Source organism: Erwinia sp. 9145 (assembly GCF_000745075.1).
Lineage (GTDB): Bacteria > Pseudomonadota > Gammaproteobacteria > Enterobacterales > Enterobacteriaceae > Erwinia > Erwinia oleae.
Genome location: NZ_JQNE01000001.1, coordinates 126,917 through 144,332, shown reverse-complemented (window position 1 = coordinate 144,332; position 17,416 = coordinate 126,917). Strand labels below are relative to the sequence as shown.

Below are 17,416 nucleotides of genomic sequence, written 5' to 3'. Positions count from 1 at the left end.
GCGTCAGCGCCAGGTGAATGTTATCGGTAACAAAGCCGCATATTTTAACAGGTCTTAAGCAAAAATTTATTGTCATGAAACAAAAAAGCACAGATTAATTAACATCACGCACAAATCAGGTCGGGAAACGCTGCCGCCAGCGCAACCGGCGGCCCGGGCATTTACTCAGGCGGCCCGGCAGCGATCGGCATTGAGGCGTTGCCATCGGCGCCGTCCGGAAGAATCAGGCCAGCGGCTCCTCCAGCGCGCACAGGCGGATTGAAGACTTTCAGCCGCGTTTCCGCTGGCTGTGGTCGCCCGAAGTAGTAGCCCTGAAACAGCGTGCAGCCCTCGATTTTAAGCTGTTCAAACTGCTGGTCGTTCTCCACGCCTTCTGCGGTTATCTGAATATCCAGACTGCGGCTCATTCCGGTAATGGCTCTGATGATCGCCAGCGATTCACGGCTTTCGGTCATATCACTGATAAAGGATTTATCAATTTTGATTTTGTCGAAGGGAAACGACCTCAGGTAGCTCAGTGACGAATAACCGGTGCCAAAATCATCAAGTGCGATACGCACGCCCAGCGCCTTCAGCTTTTGCAGCGTGCGGATATTTGTCAGCGCATTATCCAGCAGCACCGACTCGGTGATCTCCACTTCAAGGCGATGCGCCGCAAGGCCCGACTCTTTCAACGCGGCTTCCACCACCGAAACCAGCGCGCTGTTTTTAAACTGCAACGGAGAAAGGTTCACCGCCACGCTCTCGCCGCCTGGCCAGGTGGCGGCCTCGCGGCATGCTTCGTACAGCGCGTAAGCTCCCAGCGAGTGGATCAGACCGGTTTCCTCCGCGACAGGAATAAAATCAAGCGGCATAATCAACCCACGAGAAGGATGATGCCAGCGCATCAGCGCCTCGTAGCCCACGATCTCATGCCCGTTTTCATTGGTGATGGGCTGATAATAGAGCCTGAGGTGACGCCGGGTTATCGCTTCGCGCAGATCGTTTTCAATCATCCGCCGCTTGCTCGCCGCTTCACCCATTTCCGATGAGAAATGCTCGAAGCGATCGCGTCCATTACGCTTCGCTTCGTAAAGCGCCATATCCGCACAGCGCAGGAGCTGATCGGCCGTGGACAGATCCTGATCGGAAATCGCGATGCCGACGCTCAGTCCAACCGACAGGTTGTGTCCGTCAACGTTGAAAACGGGCCGGGTCACATCGATAAGCCGACGCGCCACCGCTTCCGCCTCGTTTAACTGCATGATACCCGGCAGCACAATAGAGAATTCGTCGCCGCCGTTGCGCGCCAGCGTATCCTGTCCGCGCAGCACGCTGCTCAGCCGTCGGGCCACCATGCGCAGCAGTTCATCGCCAACCTGATGACCCAGCGCGTCATTGACGTTTTTGAAATTATCCAGATCCAGACAGAGCGTGGCGGTGCGTTTCCCCACGTCACGATCGGCGCGCAGCGCCTCGTGCAGGCGCTGGCTGAACAGCACGCGGTTAGGCAGGCTGGTGAGATTGTCATGATGCGCCATATGGTGAATGCGCGCATCGGCGGCGCGCTGGTCGGTAACGTCATCGGCGATCAACAGCACGTAATTGGTACGCGCATCGCTGCCGCGCACGATGGAGGCCGAGGCGCTGATAATCCTGTCGCCAGAGCGCGTCGGCAGCATCTGCTCATTCTTATGCAGTCCTTCATTGCGCTGCGCCGCGCGCGAGAGCTGTGAGAAGTACTCACACATCTCAGGATCCACGCAGTCAGCAAGCTGGCAGCCCGCTATCTCTTGCTGAGTAATGCCCAGCAGCTGCTCCGCTTTGTTGTTGATGAGCAGGATCTCACGCGACACCAAGTCCTCCACCATCACGCAGGAGGGAATATTGGCGATAATGGTGTCGAGAAACTTCGACAGTGACGCCATTTTAACGCTGTTCTGCTCGGCGAGATCTTTTGCGTGCAGGATCTGCTGTTCGTACTCGCGCATTTCGGTACAGTCGCGGGTGATTTTTGAGAAGCCGATCAGCATGCGGGCTTCATTGTAAATCGGCTCAATCATCACGTGCGCCCAGAACGCGCTGCCATCCTTACGATAGCGCCAGCCCTGATCCTCAAAGCGGCCGCGGGTCTTCGCCATTTTCAGGTTGCTGTCCGGGATCTGCGCCAGCCTGTCCTGTGCGCTATAGAAACAGGAGAAGTGTTGGCCTACGATCTCATCGGCGGTATACCCTTTGGCGCGCCGCGCGCCCGCGTTCCAGTTCACCACCCGGCCATTAATATCAAGCATATAAATGGCGTAGTCGGTTACGCCTTCCACCAGCAGACGAAACTTCTGCTCCTGCGCACGCTGTTCTGCCAGCGCTTCTCGCTGTTCGGTACAGTCGCGGGTAATTTTGGCGAAGCCAATCAGCGTGCCGTCGTCGTCGCGGATGGCATCAATCACCGCATGCGCCCAAAACGCGCTGCCGTCTTTGCGGTAGCGCCAGCCTTCCACGTCGTAGCGGCCGGTTTCGCGGGCAATCGCCAGACCGCGCTGCGGCAGGCCTTTTTCGCGATCTTCCTCGCTGTAAAAAAGAGAAAAGTTTTTGCCGATAACCTCATGCGGCAGATAGCCTTTGGCGCGCTGCGCGCCGGCGTTCCAGTTCGCCACGGTGCCGTCGGGTTCAAGCATATAGATTGCGTAGTCAATCACACCTTGTACCAGCAGGCGGTACATCACATCGTTGTTCTCAATCATTTTTTTCGCCTGGAGCAGAATGGTGGTGCTGTTTTAAAAATTTTTGCACCTGCTTTACGCTGAAATAACGCTGCTTTCAGCCAGGGGACAGGTTGTAATGCAGCAACCTGTCTCCGTTTTATCGGCATAACGAAAAAAACATTCAGAAGAGTTTTTACATCGGGGGAGCGCTGGAGAGGAAAGAGCCGGGCGCCGCCGTGGGCAGCACCCGGAGGCGGCCTTACTTAACGTATTTTTCTAACGCGGCAAAGACCTTTTCCACCGCGCAGGCACCGGGATCTTTAACCCCGGTCAGACTCTCCTGATTCAGATAGGAGGAGCGGCCCGCCTGCGCCGAGGTCATCTGCGCGGTGGCATCGGCGCCTTTTTTTGCCGCCGCCGCCGCGCTGGCCAGATCCTGCCCGGCCACCAGCGCTTCAAAGGCCGGATGCAGCGCATCAATCATCGTGCGGTGGCCCGGACGCGCGCCGCCATAGTGCTGCATGCGATCCAGCCCCCACGCCAGCGATTCGGCCAGCGGCTTGCCCTCTTCCACTTTCTGCCCCGCCGAGGTAAACATAATCGACATCAGCACGCCGCTGGAGCCGCCCATCACCACCGCCAGCTGTTCGCCGATCAGCGTCAGCAGGCTGGCTGTATCGTTCAGCGGCAGTTTTTTCGCCCGGAGTTCGGCCAGCACCTTGCCCGCCCCGGCCGCAAAGGTTGAACCGGTGTCGCCGTCGCCCACTCTGGCATCCAGCTGGTTCAGTTCGCTTTCAAGGTCAACCAACGTCTGACAGATGGTTTCGACTATCTGCGCCACCTGCGCGTTATCAGACGGCGTAACCGCCTGCTGAAGCGCCACCTTCTCTCCGGCGACCGGTTTCAGTGCCTGCACGCTGGCGAGCGGCTGCCAGCCCGCCGCTTCAACCGGCGCCTGAAGCGCTTCTTCAAAAGCAGGCGTCAGCAGCAGCGTGGAGAGCGAAAAGCCTTTCATGTCCAGCGCGCTGACCAGGGTGGCCGGGCCGACAAGGTACTTCACGTTTTTTCCCAGCGGCGAACGCAGCGTTTCACGGGTGAGCACCGCCATCTCCAGCGCGGAGAAGCCGCCCAGGTTATTCACCAGCAGCGCCACGCTTTTGCCTTCTTTATTATGCGCGGCCAGCTTTTCCGCCAGCGTGGCGACAATGTCAACGCTGTTTTGCGTCGCCAGCGTGGAGGCACCCGGCTCGCCGTGAATGCCCATGCCCAGTTCGCTGTGGCCCGCCTTTACGCGATCGTCACGCGCTTCGCCGGGCACGTGGCAGGTGGAGAAGGCCAGTCCGATGCTGGCCGTGGCACGGATCGCCTCGTTGGCCAGGGCCGTCACCGCCTCCAGCGATTTCCCCTGCTCTGCCGCATAGCCCGCCACTTTGTGCACCAGCGCCGTTCCTGCGATGCCGCGCGGCTGCGGATTATCCGGCAGCGCAATATCATCGGTCACCATCACCAGCTCGACCTTCAGGTCGCGCGCTCTGGCTTTTTCCGCCGCCAGGCCAAAGTTCAGCCGGTCGCCGGTGTAGTTTTTCACCACCAGCAGGCAGCCTTTCTCACCGGTGACGTTCACGATGGCCGCCAGCACCGCTTCCACGCTGGGCGAGGCAAAAACGTCGCCACAGACCGCGGCGGTCAGCATCCCTTTGCCGACAAAACCAACGTGCGCCGGCTCGTGGCCGGAGCCGCCGCCGGAGATCACCGCCACGCGCGATTTGTCCCAGTCATTGCGCACCACCACGCGAATATCCGCGCCTGCATCCAGCAGGCTGGTATTGTGATAACGATTGCTGAGCAGCGTCCCTTCAATGGCTTCGTTGACGAGATCGCTTTTCTTATTCATAAAAAACTGGCTCATAACGCTTTCCTCTGTCCTGATGTTGTCGGATCAAATGATTTCAAGCGTTTAACTGTAGCCGATCTCTGAACCCTCAGCGAAAGACGCTGATCGCCTCCACCAGCCTTGTTGCCTGTCGCGCCATGCGGCCGGAAGCCTGCGCGCCCTCTTCCACCCTGGCGGCGTTCTGGTGAGTGATGCTATCCAGTTCCTCAACCGCCAGGCTGATTTCACTCAGCGCCGACGCCTGCTCGGCGGTGGCGGCGCCGATTTGCGAAATCATCGAGGTGACGTTCTGTACCTGAGAAACGATGCTCTCCATGGTTTGGCCGGTATCGAAGGCGTGCACGCTACCCGATTCCACTTTCGCCACGCTGTTTTCAACCAGCGATTTGATTTCGCTGGCGGCTTTTGCGCTGCGCTGCGCCAGACTGCGCACCTCACCGGCCACAACCGCGAACCCTTTGCCCTGCTCGCCCGCGCGGGCAGCCTCGACGGCGGCGTTGAGCGCCAGAATGTTGGTCTGGAACGCGATGCCGTCAATCACGCTGGTGATGCTGGCGATCTTTTTTGAACTGTCGGCGATGCCGGACATGACGTTAACCATATCTTTCATCGCCACGCCGCCCTGCGTCGCGACGTCACGCGTCTCTTTCGACAGGGCGTTGGCCTGCTGCGCCGTCCCGGCATTGCTTTTCACCGTGGCGGTCATCTCATTCATGGTGGCGGCGGTTTGCTGCACGTTGGCGGCAGCCTGTTCGGTGCGGCGACTGAGATCCTGATTACTCTGCGCTATCGCATCGCTGGCGCTGAGCACGTTAACCGCCTGCCCGCTAACGTCATCCACCAGCCAGCGGAACATCAGCCCTAACTGGCCAATAGCGCGCAGCGTCGTACCCACCTCATCGACCCGATCCATCTGCTCAACATTATGCGTTGCGCCGGTGGCGACCTTCAGCGCCTGCTTGCAGAGACGCTCGACCGGCCGGGAGATCTGCTGCTCCAGCCAGGCGGAAGCGAGAAACAGCAGCAGCGTCATGATGGCGGTGAAGATCGCCAGCGGCTGAGCCGCTAATCCTGACGCCCAACCAGCACCCGCGCTCAGCGGCAGAAGCGTCATCAGCGCGCTGCGGATGCGCCAGCGCAACGGCAGCGTTTTGAACAGGCTGCGCCAGCGCATCAGGCCGGTGCGCACCATCACGCCCTTATGGAAGCGCCAGCTCTTACGCTTACCTTCACGGATCGCCCGATAGCACTGCTCCGCCTGCTGAATTTCCGCATCGTCCGGCCGCGTGCGCACCGACATATAGCCCTGAATTGTGCCGTTGCGCACCACCGGGATCGCGTTGGCCCTTACCCAATAGAAGTCGCCATTTTTACAGCGATTTTTCACCAGCGCCGTCCAGGGCTCGCCCTGCTTCAGCGTGGCCCACATATCAGCGAAGGCTTCGGCGGGCATATCAGGATGACGCACCAGATTGTGCGCCTGACCGGCGATCTCTTCAGGCGTAAAACCACTTACCTCAATAAAGGCGTCATTGGCGTAGGTAATGTGTCCGGCGGCGTCGGTGGTTGACATCAGGGTAGCCGTATCATTAAACGGATGCTCCTGCTGAGTGACAGGCAGATTTGTGCGCATGGAAACGTATCCTGGAGGCGAGAGTCAAAAAAAGGAATGAATGTTTATCTCTTTTTATGGTTTTCGGCGGAAAGCATGCCGCCTTTAATCGCATTTGAAAAAAATGTGACAGAGATAAAAGCATGGAAAATGCGGAGAGCGGCGGAGGTGACGCTGAAAAAGACCCTGCAACTGCTAAGTCTTTATTATGAAGAGAGATTGTAGAGTCGGTGAGATACCGCTTTACCAGAGCGGGCCGCCGTTGCGGCCCGCCGTCGATTAGCTTGAGGAGGCTAAACGCTTAATTTTTGACTCGTAGGCAACGGCCTGCTGCGCATCGAACTGGTTTTCCCATTTCGCAATAACCAGCACGGCCAGCGCATTACCCACCACGTTCAGCGCGGTGCGCGCCATGTCCATGATACGGTCAACGCCGGCGATAAACGCCAGACCTTCCAGCGGAATGCCCACACTACCAAGCGTCGCCAGCAGCACCACAAAGGAGACGCCCGGTACACCCGCAATACCTTTTGAGGTAACCATCAGCGTCAGCACCAGCACGATTTCCTGACCAATCGACAAATTAATGCCGTAAAGCTGAGCAATAAAGATCGCCGCGATGCTTTGATAAAGCGTGGAGCCGTCAAGGTTAAAGGAGTAGCCGGTCGGCACCACAAAGCTGGTAATCGACTTGGGCGCGCCGTAGGCCTCCATCTTTTCCATAATGCGCGGCAGCACGGTTTCAGAGCTGGACGTGGAATATGACAGGATCAGCTCGTCCTTCAGGATGCGCATCAGCGTGGTGATGCGCAGCTTGCAAAGGCGGGCAACCGTACCCAGCACGACGAAGGCAAAGAACAAAATCGCGGCGTAAACCAGGATCACCAGCTTGGCCAACGGCCACAGCGAGGCGAAACCAAAGTTGGCAATGGTAACCGAAATCAGCGCGAACACGCCGATCGGCGCGTAGCGCATAATCATATGCGTTACTTTAAACATGGTTTCTGAGGTTGAGCGGAATACCTTCAGCAGCGGATCGCGGTGTTCTGCGGGCAGAGAAGAGAGACCCAGGCCAAACAGCACCGAGAAGAAGATAATCGGCAGCATGTCGCCTTTGGCTATCGCGGCAAAAATATTCTGCGGGATCAGCGAAAGGATGGTGGTCACCAGACTGTGCGGTCCACCCTGTACCTGTGCGGTTGTCGCTTCATACTTAGAGATGTCCACCGTTGCCAGCGTCGACATATCAATGCCGTAGCCAGGTTCAAACACGTTCGCCAGGGTAATCCCTACCACGATGGCAATGGTGGTAATCACTTCAAAATAGACGATGGTTTTTACGCCAATGCGTCCCAGTTTTTTTGCATCGCCGACGCCCGCGATACCGACAATCAGCGTGGAGATCACGATAGGTACGACGATCATTTTGATCAGATGAATAAAGATGTCGCCAGCCGGGGTGAGAATGTTGGCAATCAACCATTCACGGTTTTCCTGCTGGTTATGCAATATGGCTCCGACGATGATTCCCAGTACCAGTGCCGTCAATATTTGCCAGGCAAGGCTGAATTTAGCAGCTTTCATATCTTATTTTCCTTAACACAACCCGCTTGCTGCATCTGTTATGCAGCAGAATTACGCTCAAGGGAGGCAGCGCCGAAATCGGCTAATTCACGGATAATGGATGGTTTGTGCCTTTTTACAGGCGCGTAATCAGTACCATTTTCACTGGCATAAATGCAACCCCGCGTGAAATACGGTTACTTTATCACCAATTAACAGCGTAAAGCTCTGTCAGGAGGCCGGGCATTTAACACGTTGTTATAATTAGTAATATTCCGCCGCGTAAAGCGCATAGCTATGCAGTACCAGCGTTTACTTAATCGTTTCTGTTCAGTTCAACTGCCGTAATTTTGTTCGCTAATAACGACAGAAGGCGCTTATGTGGCGCCTTTTTCACTAAAGTTCCACATGCGTTTCGTTCCTGTTTCATTACATGCAGTTATGGCGTGATCTGTCGCGCAAAAAGCAAACAAAGCGGATCAGCAGGCTTCATTCAACCTTTGATTGACATACTATTAACATCTTCAAGGAGATTAGCCATGAGCCAACTACACAGACACCCTGTTCCTGCCGCCATTGCGGAAAACGCCCTGATTAACGCTCAGCAGTATCAGTCCATGTATCAGCTCTCTGTCCAGGATCCGGACGCGTTCTGGGGTGAGCAGGGGCAGATTCTCGACTGGATTAAGCCTTATACAACGGTAAAAAATACTTCATTCGCGCCGGGCAATATCGATATCCGTTGGTATGAAGACGGCACGCTGAATCTGGCGGCGAACTGCCTTGACCGCCATCTGCACAGCCGTGGCGATCATCCAGCCATTATCTGGGAAGGCGATAACGCCAGCGAAAGCAAAACGCTGACCTTTCGCGAACTGCACCGTGAAGTGTGCCGCTTTGCTAACTCACTGAAAGAGCTGGGCGTCAATAAAGGCGACGTGGTCGCTATCTATATGCCAATGGTGCCGGAAGCCGCGGTCGCCATGCTTGCCTGTGCGCGCATCGGCGCTGTCCACTCGGTGATTTTTGGCGGTTTCTCCCCCGAAGCCGTCGCCGGTCGCATTATTGATTCCAACAGTAAGCTGGTGGTCACCGCCGACGAAGGCATTCGCGCGGGCCGCACCATACCGCTGAAAAAAAACGTCGACGATGCGTTAGCCAATCCTAAAGTCACCTCGGTCACTAACGTGGTCGTATTCCGCCGCACCGGTAACGATATCGCCTGGGAAAACGGCCGTGACATCTGGTGGCACGAGCTGGTTAACAGCGCCAGCGCGCATCATCAGCCGGAAGAGATGAACGCGGAAGATCCGCTTTTTATCCTCTATACCTCCGGCTCCACCGGTAAGCCAAAGGGCGTGCTGCATACCACCGGCGGTTATCTTGTCTACGCTGCCACCACCTTCAAATACGTGTTTGATTACCACCCGGAAGACGTTTACTGGTGTACCGCCGACGTGGGCTGGATCACCGGCCACAGCTATCTGCTTTACGGGCCGCTGGCCTGCGGCGCCACCACGCTGATGTTCGAAGGCGTGCCCAACTGGCCGACGCCGAGCCGCATGGCGGAAGTGGTGGATAAACACAAGGTGACGCTGCTCTATACCGCACCGACGGCCATTCGCGCGCTGATGGCGGAAGGCGATAAAGCCATTGCCGGCACCGATCGCTCCAGCCTGCGCATCATGGGCTCGGTCGGCGAGCCGATCAACCCGGAAGCCTGGGAGTGGTATTACAACAAAATTGGCAATGGCCGCTGTCCGATTGTCGATACCTGGTGGCAAACGGAAACCGGCGGTTTCATGATCACCCCGCTGCCGGGGGCTACCGAACTGAAAGCAGGCTCGGCAACCAAACCGTTTTTTGGCGTTCAGCCTGCGCTGGTCGATAACGAAGGCAACGCGCTGGAAGGAGCCTGCGAAGGCAACCTGGTGATTGTCGACGCCTGGCCCGGCCAGGCGCGTACGCTGTTCGGCGACCACGATCGCTTTGAACAAACCTACTTCTCCACCTTCAAAAATATGTATTTCAGCGGCGACGGTGCGCGACGCGACGAGGACGGCTATTACTGGATAACCGGCCGCGTTGATGACGTGTTGAACGTCTCCGGCCATCGCCTCGGCACAGCGGAAATCGAATCGGCGCTGGTATCACACCCGAAAATTGCCGAAGCCGCCGTGGTCGGTATACCGCACGGCATCAAGGGCCAGGCGATTTACGCGTATATCACCCTCAACAGCGGCGAAGAGCCGTCACCGGAACTGTACGCTGAGGTGCGCAACTGGGTACGCAAAGAGATTGGCCCGATTGCCACGCCGGACGTGCTGCACTGGACCGACTCGCTGCCGAAAACCCGCTCCGGCAAAATCATGCGCCGTATTCTGCGTAAAATCGCGGCGGGGGATACCAGTAATCTGGGCGACACCTCAACGCTTGCCGATCCGGGCGTGGTCGAAAAGCTGCTTGAGGAGAAGCAGGCCATATTGATGCCGTAATTCGTTTTATTTACCCGGCGGGCAGCGTAATAACGCTGCCTTTTATTAACGTACTCTTTAATAACAATAAATGACCCTACCGGCGTTACCGGCGCGTGCACTCTTTCTGCCCGCGTTCCGTCGCCTCTGCGCGACGGCCGGCGCCGCATAAATAACCTCTGGAGACCTGTGATGAATGACGATATTTATCAACGGATAGAAAAGAGCGCCCGCTTCAGACAACTGGTGAAAAAACGCCAGACGTTTGCCGCTTTTCTCTCCGCCATCGTGCTTATTCTCTACGTAGGCTTTATTTTGCTGATCGCTTTCGCGCCAGGCTGGCTGGGCACGCCGCTGTATGACGGCACCAACGTCACCCGCGGCATTCCCATCGGCGTGGGTCTGATCGTCATCTCTTTTTTATTAACCGGCGTCTACGTGCGCCGCGCCAACGGCGAGTTTGACCGCCTCACTCGCGAACTGCTGAAAGAGGTGAAAGGATGAAACTCCGTCTTCTGACCACCGGTTTTGCCACGCTGCTGCCCTTTTCGGCACTGGCCGCCGACGCCATTAACGGCGCAGTGCAGCGGCAGCCCACAAACGTTGAAGCGATTGTGATGTTTATCATTTTTGTCGCCGCCACGCTGGGCATTACCTGGTGGGCGTCGAAGCGAACCCGTTCGCGCAGCGACTATTACACCGCAGGCGGCAACATTACCGGCTTTCAGAATGGACTGGCGATGGCGGGCGACTTTATGTCTGCCGCCTCGTTTCTGGGGATATCGGCGCTGGTCTATACCTCCGGCTACGACGGGCTGATCTACTCGCTCGGCTTCCTGGTCGGCTGGCCGATCATTCTGTTTCTGATCGCCGAACGCCTGCGCAACCTTGGGCGCTATACCTTTGCCGACGTCGCCTCTTATCGGCTGAAGCAGATGCCGATCCGCACACTTTCCGCCTGCGGCTCGCTGGTGGTGGTAGCACTCTATCTGATTGCGCAGATGGTTGGCGCGGGCAAGCTGATCCAGCTTCTGTTCGGGCTGGATTACCTGGTGGCGGTGATCCTGGTCGGTATTCTGATGGTGCTCTACGTACTGTTCGGCGGCATGCTGGCCACCACCTGGGTACAAATTATTAAAGCCGTGCTGCTGCTGTTCGGCGCCACCTTTATGGCAATCATGGTGATGAAGACGGTAGGTTTCAGCTTCAATAATCTGTTTACGCAGGCGATGGCGGTGCATCCGAAAGGTATCGCGATTATGCGACCGGGCGGCCTGGTCAACGATCCCATCTCGGCGCTGTCGCTTGGCCTCGGCCTGATGTTCGGCACGGCGGGCCTGCCGCATATTCTGATGCGCTTCTTCACCGTCAGCGACGCGCGCGAGGCGCGGAAAAGCGTGTTTTACGCTACCGGCTTTATGGGCTATTTCTACATCCTGACCTTCATCATCGGCTTTGGCGCGATTCTGCTGGTAGGCGCCAATCCGGCGTTTAAAGATGCTACCGGCGCACTGATTGGCGGCAACAACATGGCGGCGGTGCATCTGGCAGATGCGGTAGGTGGAAGTCTGTTCCTCGGCTTCATCTCTGCCGTCGCCTTTGCCACCATTCTGGCGGTGGTTGCCGGGCTGACGCTGGCGGGAGCTTCGGCGGTATCGCACGATCTCTACGCCAGCGTGTTTCGTAAGGGACAGGCCACCGAGCGGCAGGAGCTGAAAGTGTCGAAAATTACCGTGGTGATTTTGGGCTTTGTTGCTATCGCGCTGGGCATTCTGTTTGAGAAGCAGAACATCGCCTTTATGGTCGGGCTGGCGTTCTCCATCGCCGCAAGCTGTAACTTCCCGATTATTCTGCTGTCGATGTACTGGTCGAAGCTGACCACGCGCGGCGCGATGACCGGCGGCTGGATGGGGCTGCTGACGGCGGTGGTGCTGATGATCCTCGGGCCCACCGTTTGGGTGCAGGTGCTCGGCCACCCGAAGGCCATTTTCCCTTATGAGTATCCGGCGCTGTTTTCCATGGCGGTCGCGTTTATCGGCACCTGGCTGTTCTCAATAACCGATAACTCAGACGAAGGGAAGCTGGAGCGACAGCGCTTTAAGGCGCAGTTTGTTCGTTCGCAGACGGGGGTGGGGATCGATCAGGGCAAGGCGCACTAGCGGCGCGAAGAAGAAGGCGGACTGAACCATCCGCCTCGAAAAATCACGGGAAGGGAGCACGCTCCCTTCCCTGCGCATCAGAAATGCACAGCGGCGCCCACATACGGGCCGTTGGCAACCACGTTGTCTTTACGTCCGTCTTTGCCGTTCATCGCCATATATTTGTAGCCTACGCGCACATCAACCAGCGAAATGGGCTGAAAGCTGACGCCGCCTGAGGCTTCCTGATAGTCATCAAGATGGCTGGAGAATGAGTCCGGTGAGTAGTAATACTCGCCATACACGTTGAACATATTGGTTACCGGGAAACGAACCCCGCCACCCACCGCGACGGCGTAGCCGTCTTTGCTGTCGGTCGGATTAGTGGACATCACTTTCACGCCCGGCGACAGGAATATATCGCCAACCGCTACGTTGTAGCCCAGTCCGAGACTTTCCACGTTGCCGTCATGGTCGCTGCGCAGCCAGTCACCTGACAGTGCAAAACCCGGCGTGGTGGTGCCCAGGCCGACATGCACATCGGTGTATTTTTCGCCGACGCTCACGCCGCCTTCGATTGCCTGCGCCGTGCCTGCCAGCGTCAGAAGCGCCAGCGCGCCGGTAAGAGTTGCCACTGCTTTCATTTTATTCTCCTGGTCAATTTACTCACGCCATTGCTGGCGGCTTCGCAGAGTAAACCAACTGTCGGATGATTAACATGAGAATCCCGCCCGCCAGGACATATTTACGTAACATGAAATAACCAGCCTATGCCACTGCCCACAGCAGATGCCCCGTCACTGGCGCGATGATCACCGTCACAATACCGGACAGCATCATCACCAGGCTCGCTACCACGCCCTCTTCCTGACCGATTTCGTAGGCGCGCGCGGTGCCTGCGCCGTGCGACGCGGCCCCGAAACCGGCCCCTTTCGCCATTCCCTGCTTCACCGCCAGGCGGATAAACAGCACGTCACCGACCGCCATGCCAAACACGCCGGTTATCACCACGAACAGCGCCACCAGATCGGGCTGGCCGCCAAGCTGCTCCGCCGCCGCCAGCGCAAAAGGCGTGGTGATGGAGCGCACGGCCAGACTGCGCTGGATCACCTCCGGCAGGGTGAGCAGTCTTGCCAGCCATACCGAGCTGCCGATCGCCACTGCCGTTGCGGTCACCACGCCCGCGCTCAGCGACAGCCAGTGGCGGCGAATAATTTCTGTGTTTTCATAAACCGGCACGGCGAAGGCCAGCGTCGCCGGGCCAAGCAGCCACAGCAGCCAGTGGCTTTCGCCGATGTAGTCCTGCCACGAAATCCGCGTCACCAACAGCAGCGCCACCAGCGCCATTGGCGTCATTACCAGCGGCATCAACAGCAGCCGACGCCAGCGACGGTACAGCCGCTTGTTGATAAAGTAGATCAGCAGCGTGGCGAGCAGACAGAGCACGCTGAGAATGAGATCACGCATTGCGTTTCTCCTCACGGCGCTGCGCCAGCCAGATTTCCAGCCGGTAGACGCGATCGACTACCAGCGCGGTGGCGCTCAGCACCAGCAGCGTGCTGACAGCGATAACTAACATAATGCGCCAGCCCTCAACCCGCAGCAGCTGCGAATAGTTGACCACCGCCACCACCGCCGGAATAAAAAACAGCAGCATTTCCGCCAGCAGCCACTGCGAACCCGCCTTTACCCAGCGCAGTGGCAGCACGCGCAGCGCGATCAGCGCCAGCAGGAGCAGCATGCCAACGATATTGGCGGGCAGCGGCAGATCCAGCCATGCAACCAGCTGCTGCGCCATTAAAAACAACGCAATATAGAGTACGACCTGAAGCGGAACCTGAATACGTTGCGTCAAACCTGAGCGCATCGTCATGACGTTAACTCCTGAAAAATGTCTGCGCACAGTATAAAGCGGTGACGGATAGTGAAAAAAATGACTTAATGTTATTCATACTATGCCCTACAGGAATAATTATGGACGTTCGAGCCCTGCGCTATTTCGTTGAGGTGGTGCGCCAACAGAGCTTTACCCGCGCCGCTGAGCAGCTGTTCGTCACCCAGCCGACCATCAGCAAGATGCTGCGCCAGCTTGAGGATGAACTGGGCTGCACGCTGCTGATCCGCGAAGGCCGTAAGCTGCATCTGACCGACACCGGCCAGGCGGTTTATCAGCGCGGCATGACGATTCTTCAGGAATTTAAGCAGCTTGAAGCGGAAATTTCGGATATTAACGATCTGAAAACCGGCGAGCTACGACTCGGCATTCCGCCTATGGTCGGCATGCAGATTGCCGGGTCGATCTCGGCTTTTCGCCAGCGCTATCCGGGCGTTGAGCTGAAAATCTCTGAATTTGGCGGCCTGACCGTGCAGCAGGCGGTGCTGGCCGGCACGCTGGATATCGCCATGACCGCCCTGCCGGTGGCCGACGATCTGCCGCTTAACGCGCTGCCGCTAATGAGCCATCCGCTCTGTGTGCTGGTGCCGCGCACCCGCGAATGGCTGCGCCGGACGCACATTCCGATCAGCGAACTGGCCGGGCATCCGATCCTGATTTACAACGAGGAGTTCTCCCTCAATCGCCAGCTAATGCGTGCATTTCAGGCCAGCGGCTTCACGCCGCAGATTGCGGTGCGTAGCGGACAGTGGGATTTTCTGGCGGCGATGGTTCAGGCGGGAATGGGCGTGGCGATCCTGCCGGAGCCGATTTGTCAGCGGCTGGATAAAAGCAATTTGCTGTGGCTGCCGCTGGAATCGGAGCTGGCGTGGAAACTGGGGCTGATCTGGCGTGAAGGCAGCTACCTGTCGAAAAGCGCACAGGCGTGGATCGCCTGCTGCCGTGAGTTCTGGCCGGGCATGGCGCCGACGCTGTCGGTATAAATTGCTCGTCGGCAAATAAGCTTGCACCGGCATGCTGAAAAAAGGATTACCAATGTAAACCGGGTTCACACTTTTAACGTTAGCGGCTGAATCAGAAAGGGAAACAGAGTAGATTTTATCAGCACAAAGGCAATGATGCCGTTGAATTAAAAGGATTTTACGATGACTGATAACAACGTTGCATTACGTTTTCCGTTCACTATTTTCCACACCCAGCACCGCATGAACGACTACCGGGCCGATGATATGTACTGTGGCGATTTAACTGAATCAGAGTTAACTGGCAGATATGGACTAAAAACCATTTCCGATAATGTTGATCCCTGGCGCTCGGAGTGGAAAAACTTTCCCCGCAGTAATTATGCCGTGGTACAGCAAAAAATCAGTCAACAGGAACTGGTCAACAAGCTGTTTACCGAATTTCGTCGTGACTCGTGGATCTTCACCTTTTTTGGCTACCGCGATCTGTTTCTGGATATGGTTAACCATTTCCAGTATGGCAACGGCCAGCCGTTCCGCAGCAGCAAGCTGAATTTTGCCTATAAAAGGCAGATTGAAACCGATCTTTCCAGGGATAGTTCGTTGAAGGCGATAAAAGAAGTGTTGTCAAAATCTATTAATTTTGATGAAAAATTTTACCCTTCTCAAGAAAGACAGTCGTTAACAGACGCTGTTCTGGACACCGTCTTACCCAAATTCACGCGCTGGACAGACAAGATAAACGGGCTCTCCATGTCCGTTCATGATATTTATGCGACAAAGATTGTATTGGAATCATTAAAAGTTGATGGGGAAGATTTTGAGGCGAACATTCATTATGCCAGTCAGGATCACTTTGGACTTGATGCGCATGACATTCTGAACCCAACCTTTCACCGCCTGCATATATTTCGCATCTGGTTTGTGCTTCAGCGCTGGCAGCAGTTTGGATTTAAGCCTTTCTTTACCAACATGGAAGCCAACATCACTTTGAAAGGAACAAAAAGTGAAAATAAATAATATTATAAAAACTGTAATTATTTTGACTGCCATCATAACTGCCACCTGGGTGACCACGATATTTATGCGCCCGGTAGAGATTATCGCTGCTCATCGCAATCGCACATCAAGTTACCTTATCGTAAAGAACTTCCCCTTACTTTCCAGCGGAAAAATAAAATGGTGGAAAGAAAATGCACAGCTTCTGAAAGAGAATTATAATATTCCCCAGCCAAATGAGAGCGGCATTTTTACGGTAATTATATACGATTACGGCGACGGCTATCAGGAACTTAAACCCGATCCTGATGCCTTTTTCCCCAGTGACGATCTCGATTATCTGATCTGCTTTGAGGATATGCCGGTGAAAGCCAACTGTATCCGAAAAGATAGCTCGATCATTAGTATTGGCCGATCGCGTTACGGTACCATGTATTATCGGGTTGATGGCGCTGGATTTCATCAAAAGCCTGGCGGACAGCTAATCAGAGACTATTAAAGCAGGCATAAAATTGTATTCAGGCTGTTCATGCGGTGACCAGGATTTTCATAAGTAAAGCGGTATGGGCTGCTTTACTTATCAGCATATTCTTCTTATCTGGTTTGTGCTTCAGCGCTGGCAGCAGTTTGGATTTAAGCCTTTATTTACCAATATGGAAGCCAGAATAGTGATATCGGGGACGCGATAATGAAACTAATAAAATGGATATTGACCCTTGCAGTATTTTTGATCTGTTGCGTTGCCGGCTACTTCTCAGTGAGGAAACCAGAAGTCATCGCCGTGCATCGGGAAGGGAATTACAGCTTCATTATTGTGAAAAAATTCCCTCTGACCACCAGCGGAAAAATAAAATGGTGGAAAGAAAATGAACACTCTCTCAAAGAGAACTATCACATTCCGGAGCCCGACGAAGACGGAATTTTCACTGTGATCATTTACGATTACGGCGACGGCTATCAGGAACTTAAACCCGATCCTGATACCTTTTTCCCCAGCGACGATCTCGATTATCTGATCTGCTTTGAGGATATGCCGGTGAAAGCCAACTGTATCCGAAAAGATAGCTCGGTCATTCGTTTAAGTCGATCACGTTACGGCACCATGTCTTACCGGGTTGATGGCGCTGGATTTCATCAAAAACCCGGCGGGCCGTTGGTTAAAGAACCGCGCGATCGGTGAGGGGTGATCCCGCAAACCT

Annotated in this window: 14 protein-coding genes and 1 pseudogene; 8 read left to right on the top strand and 7 right to left on the bottom strand. The window is 55.9% G+C overall.

The features are described from left to right. Positions 1–161: 161 nt before the first annotated feature. From FA91_RS00665 to gltP, 4 genes are all read right to left on the bottom strand, one after another. Positions 162–2,720 carry an EAL domain-containing protein gene (locus FA91_RS00665; protein ID WP_034911584.1) on the bottom strand — a complete coding sequence of 853 codons (2,559 nt, stop codon included), beginning with the start codon at positions 2,718–2,720 and terminating at the stop codon, positions 162–164. A 220-nt stretch (positions 2,721–2,940) separates the two neighbouring features. Further along, positions 2,941–4,590 carry a dihydroxyacetone kinase subunit DhaK gene (locus tag FA91_RS00660; protein ID WP_034911581.1) on the bottom strand — a complete coding sequence of 550 codons (1,650 nt, stop codon included), beginning with the start codon at positions 4,588–4,590 and terminating at the stop codon, positions 2,941–2,943. A gap of 73 nt (positions 4,591–4,663) precedes the next feature. After that, positions 4,664–6,208: a PAS domain-containing methyl-accepting chemotaxis protein gene (locus tag FA91_RS00655; protein ID WP_034911578.1), complete on the bottom strand. Its 1,545-nt coding sequence runs from the start codon at positions 6,206–6,208 to the stop codon at positions 4,664–4,666. A 258-nt stretch (positions 6,209–6,466) separates the two neighbouring features. Continuing rightward, on the bottom strand, positions 6,467–7,771 hold the full coding sequence (gltP, locus tag FA91_RS00650) for a glutamate/aspartate:proton symporter GltP (RefSeq protein WP_034911577.1): 1,305 nt from the start codon (positions 7,769–7,771) through the stop codon (positions 6,467–6,469). 518 nt (positions 7,772–8,289) lie between these two features. Here gltP and acs point away from each other — a divergent pair. The 3 genes from acs to actP all read left to right on the top strand — a co-directional run bounded on the left by acs (position 8,290) and on the right by actP (position 12,383). Further along, positions 8,290–10,245 carry an acetate--CoA ligase gene (gene acs / locus FA91_RS00645; protein ID WP_034911575.1) on the top strand — a complete coding sequence of 652 codons (1,956 nt, stop codon included), beginning with the start codon at positions 8,290–8,292 and terminating at the stop codon, positions 10,243–10,245. Positions 10,246–10,416: 171 nt separating this feature from the next. After that, positions 10,417–10,728, top strand: coding sequence for a DUF485 domain-containing protein (locus FA91_RS00640; RefSeq protein ID WP_034911574.1), 312 nt, complete (start codon positions 10,417–10,419; stop codon positions 10,726–10,728). Beyond that, on the top strand, positions 10,725–12,383 hold the full coding sequence (gene actP, locus FA91_RS00635) for a cation/acetate symporter ActP (RefSeq protein ID WP_034911571.1): 1,659 nt from the start codon (positions 10,725–10,727) through the stop codon (positions 12,381–12,383). Before FA91_RS00640 ends, actP begins: the two co-directional genes overlap by 4 nt. Before the next feature lie 77 nt (positions 12,384–12,460). On the opposite strand, the gene FA91_RS00630 is transcribed toward actP, so the two are convergent. The 3 genes from FA91_RS00630 to FA91_RS00620 form a co-directional block, all read right to left on the bottom strand. Further along, a complete protein-coding gene (locus FA91_RS00630) occupies positions 12,461–13,006 on the bottom strand; it encodes a YfaZ family outer membrane protein (protein ID WP_034911569.1) in 546 nt (181 codons plus the stop codon). 124 nt (positions 13,007–13,130) lie between these two features. Next, positions 13,131–13,829 (bottom strand): LrgB family protein, encoded by a 699-nt coding sequence (locus FA91_RS00625; RefSeq protein ID WP_034911566.1) that lies wholly within the window; start codon positions 13,827–13,829, stop codon positions 13,131–13,133. Continuing rightward, positions 13,822–14,235, bottom strand: coding sequence for a CidA/LrgA family protein (locus FA91_RS00620; RefSeq protein ID WP_034911564.1), 414 nt, complete (start codon positions 14,233–14,235; stop codon positions 13,822–13,824). The genes FA91_RS00625 and FA91_RS00620 overlap by 8 nt, the downstream gene beginning before the upstream one ends. 101 nt (positions 14,236–14,336) lie before the next feature. On the opposite strand from FA91_RS00620, the gene FA91_RS00615 reads away from it, so the two are divergent. The 5 genes and pseudogenes from FA91_RS00615 (at position 14,337) to FA91_RS00600 (ending at position 17,397) form a co-directional block, all read left to right on the top strand. After that, positions 14,337–15,239 carry a LysR family transcriptional regulator gene (locus FA91_RS00615; RefSeq protein WP_034911563.1) on the top strand — a complete coding sequence of 301 codons (903 nt, stop codon included), beginning with the start codon at positions 14,337–14,339 and terminating at the stop codon, positions 15,237–15,239. Between the two features lie 162 nt (positions 15,240–15,401). Further along, the gene (locus FA91_RS00610; protein WP_034911560.1) at positions 15,402–16,238 is read left to right on the top strand and encodes a DUF3289 family protein; all 837 of its coding nucleotides are present in this window, start codon (positions 15,402–15,404) and stop codon (positions 16,236–16,238) included. Further along, a complete protein-coding gene (locus FA91_RS00605) occupies positions 16,225–16,716 on the top strand; it encodes a DUF943 family protein (protein WP_051936928.1) in 492 nt (163 codons plus the stop codon). Before FA91_RS00610 ends, FA91_RS00605 begins: the two co-directional genes overlap by 14 nt. Positions 16,717–16,813: 97 nt before the next feature. Continuing rightward, positions 16,814–16,919, top strand: a pseudogene (locus tag FA91_RS21145) (DUF3289 family protein); the annotation flags it as partial. Further along, positions 16,906–17,397, top strand: coding sequence for a DUF943 family protein (locus tag FA91_RS00600; protein WP_034911558.1), 492 nt, complete (start codon positions 16,906–16,908; stop codon positions 17,395–17,397). The pseudogene FA91_RS21145 and the gene FA91_RS00600, both read left to right, overlap by 14 nt. Positions 17,398–17,416 lie beyond the last annotated feature (19 nt).

Excerpts from the sequence above, each read along its gene's own strand:
- FA91_RS00665 (WP_034911584.1), bottom strand. The coding sequence starts at position 2,720 with ATGATTGAGAACAACGATGTGATGTACCGCCTGCTGGTACAAGGTGTG.
- FA91_RS00660 (WP_034911581.1), bottom strand. The coding sequence starts at position 4,590 with ATGAGCCAGTTTTTTATGAATAAGAAAAGCGATCTCGTCAACGAAGCC.
- FA91_RS00655 (WP_034911578.1), bottom strand. The coding sequence starts at position 6,208 with ATGCGCACAAATCTGCCTGTCACTCAGCAGGAGCATCCGTTTAATGAT.
- gltP (WP_034911577.1), bottom strand. The coding sequence starts at position 7,771 with ATGAAAGCTGCTAAATTCAGCCTTGCCTGGCAAATATTGACGGCACTG.
- acs (WP_034911575.1), top strand. The coding sequence starts at position 8,290 with ATGAGCCAACTACACAGACACCCTGTTCCTGCCGCCATTGCGGAAAAC.
- FA91_RS00640 (WP_034911574.1), top strand. The coding sequence starts at position 10,417 with ATGAATGACGATATTTATCAACGGATAGAAAAGAGCGCCCGCTTCAGA.
- actP (WP_034911571.1), top strand. The coding sequence starts at position 10,725 with ATGAAACTCCGTCTTCTGACCACCGGTTTTGCCACGCTGCTGCCCTTT.
- FA91_RS00630 (WP_034911569.1), bottom strand. The coding sequence starts at position 13,006 with ATGAAAGCAGTGGCAACTCTTACCGGCGCGCTGGCGCTTCTGACGCTG.
- FA91_RS00625 (WP_034911566.1), bottom strand. The coding sequence starts at position 13,829 with ATGCGTGATCTCATTCTCAGCGTGCTCTGTCTGCTCGCCACGCTGCTG.
- FA91_RS00620 (WP_034911564.1), bottom strand. The coding sequence starts at position 14,235 with ATGACGATGCGCTCAGGTTTGACGCAACGTATTCAGGTTCCGCTTCAG.
- FA91_RS00615 (WP_034911563.1), top strand. The coding sequence starts at position 14,337 with ATGGACGTTCGAGCCCTGCGCTATTTCGTTGAGGTGGTGCGCCAACAG.
- FA91_RS00610 (WP_034911560.1), top strand. The coding sequence starts at position 15,402 with ATGACTGATAACAACGTTGCATTACGTTTTCCGTTCACTATTTTCCAC.
- FA91_RS00600 (WP_034911558.1), top strand. The coding sequence starts at position 16,906 with ATGAAACTAATAAAATGGATATTGACCCTTGCAGTATTTTTGATCTGT.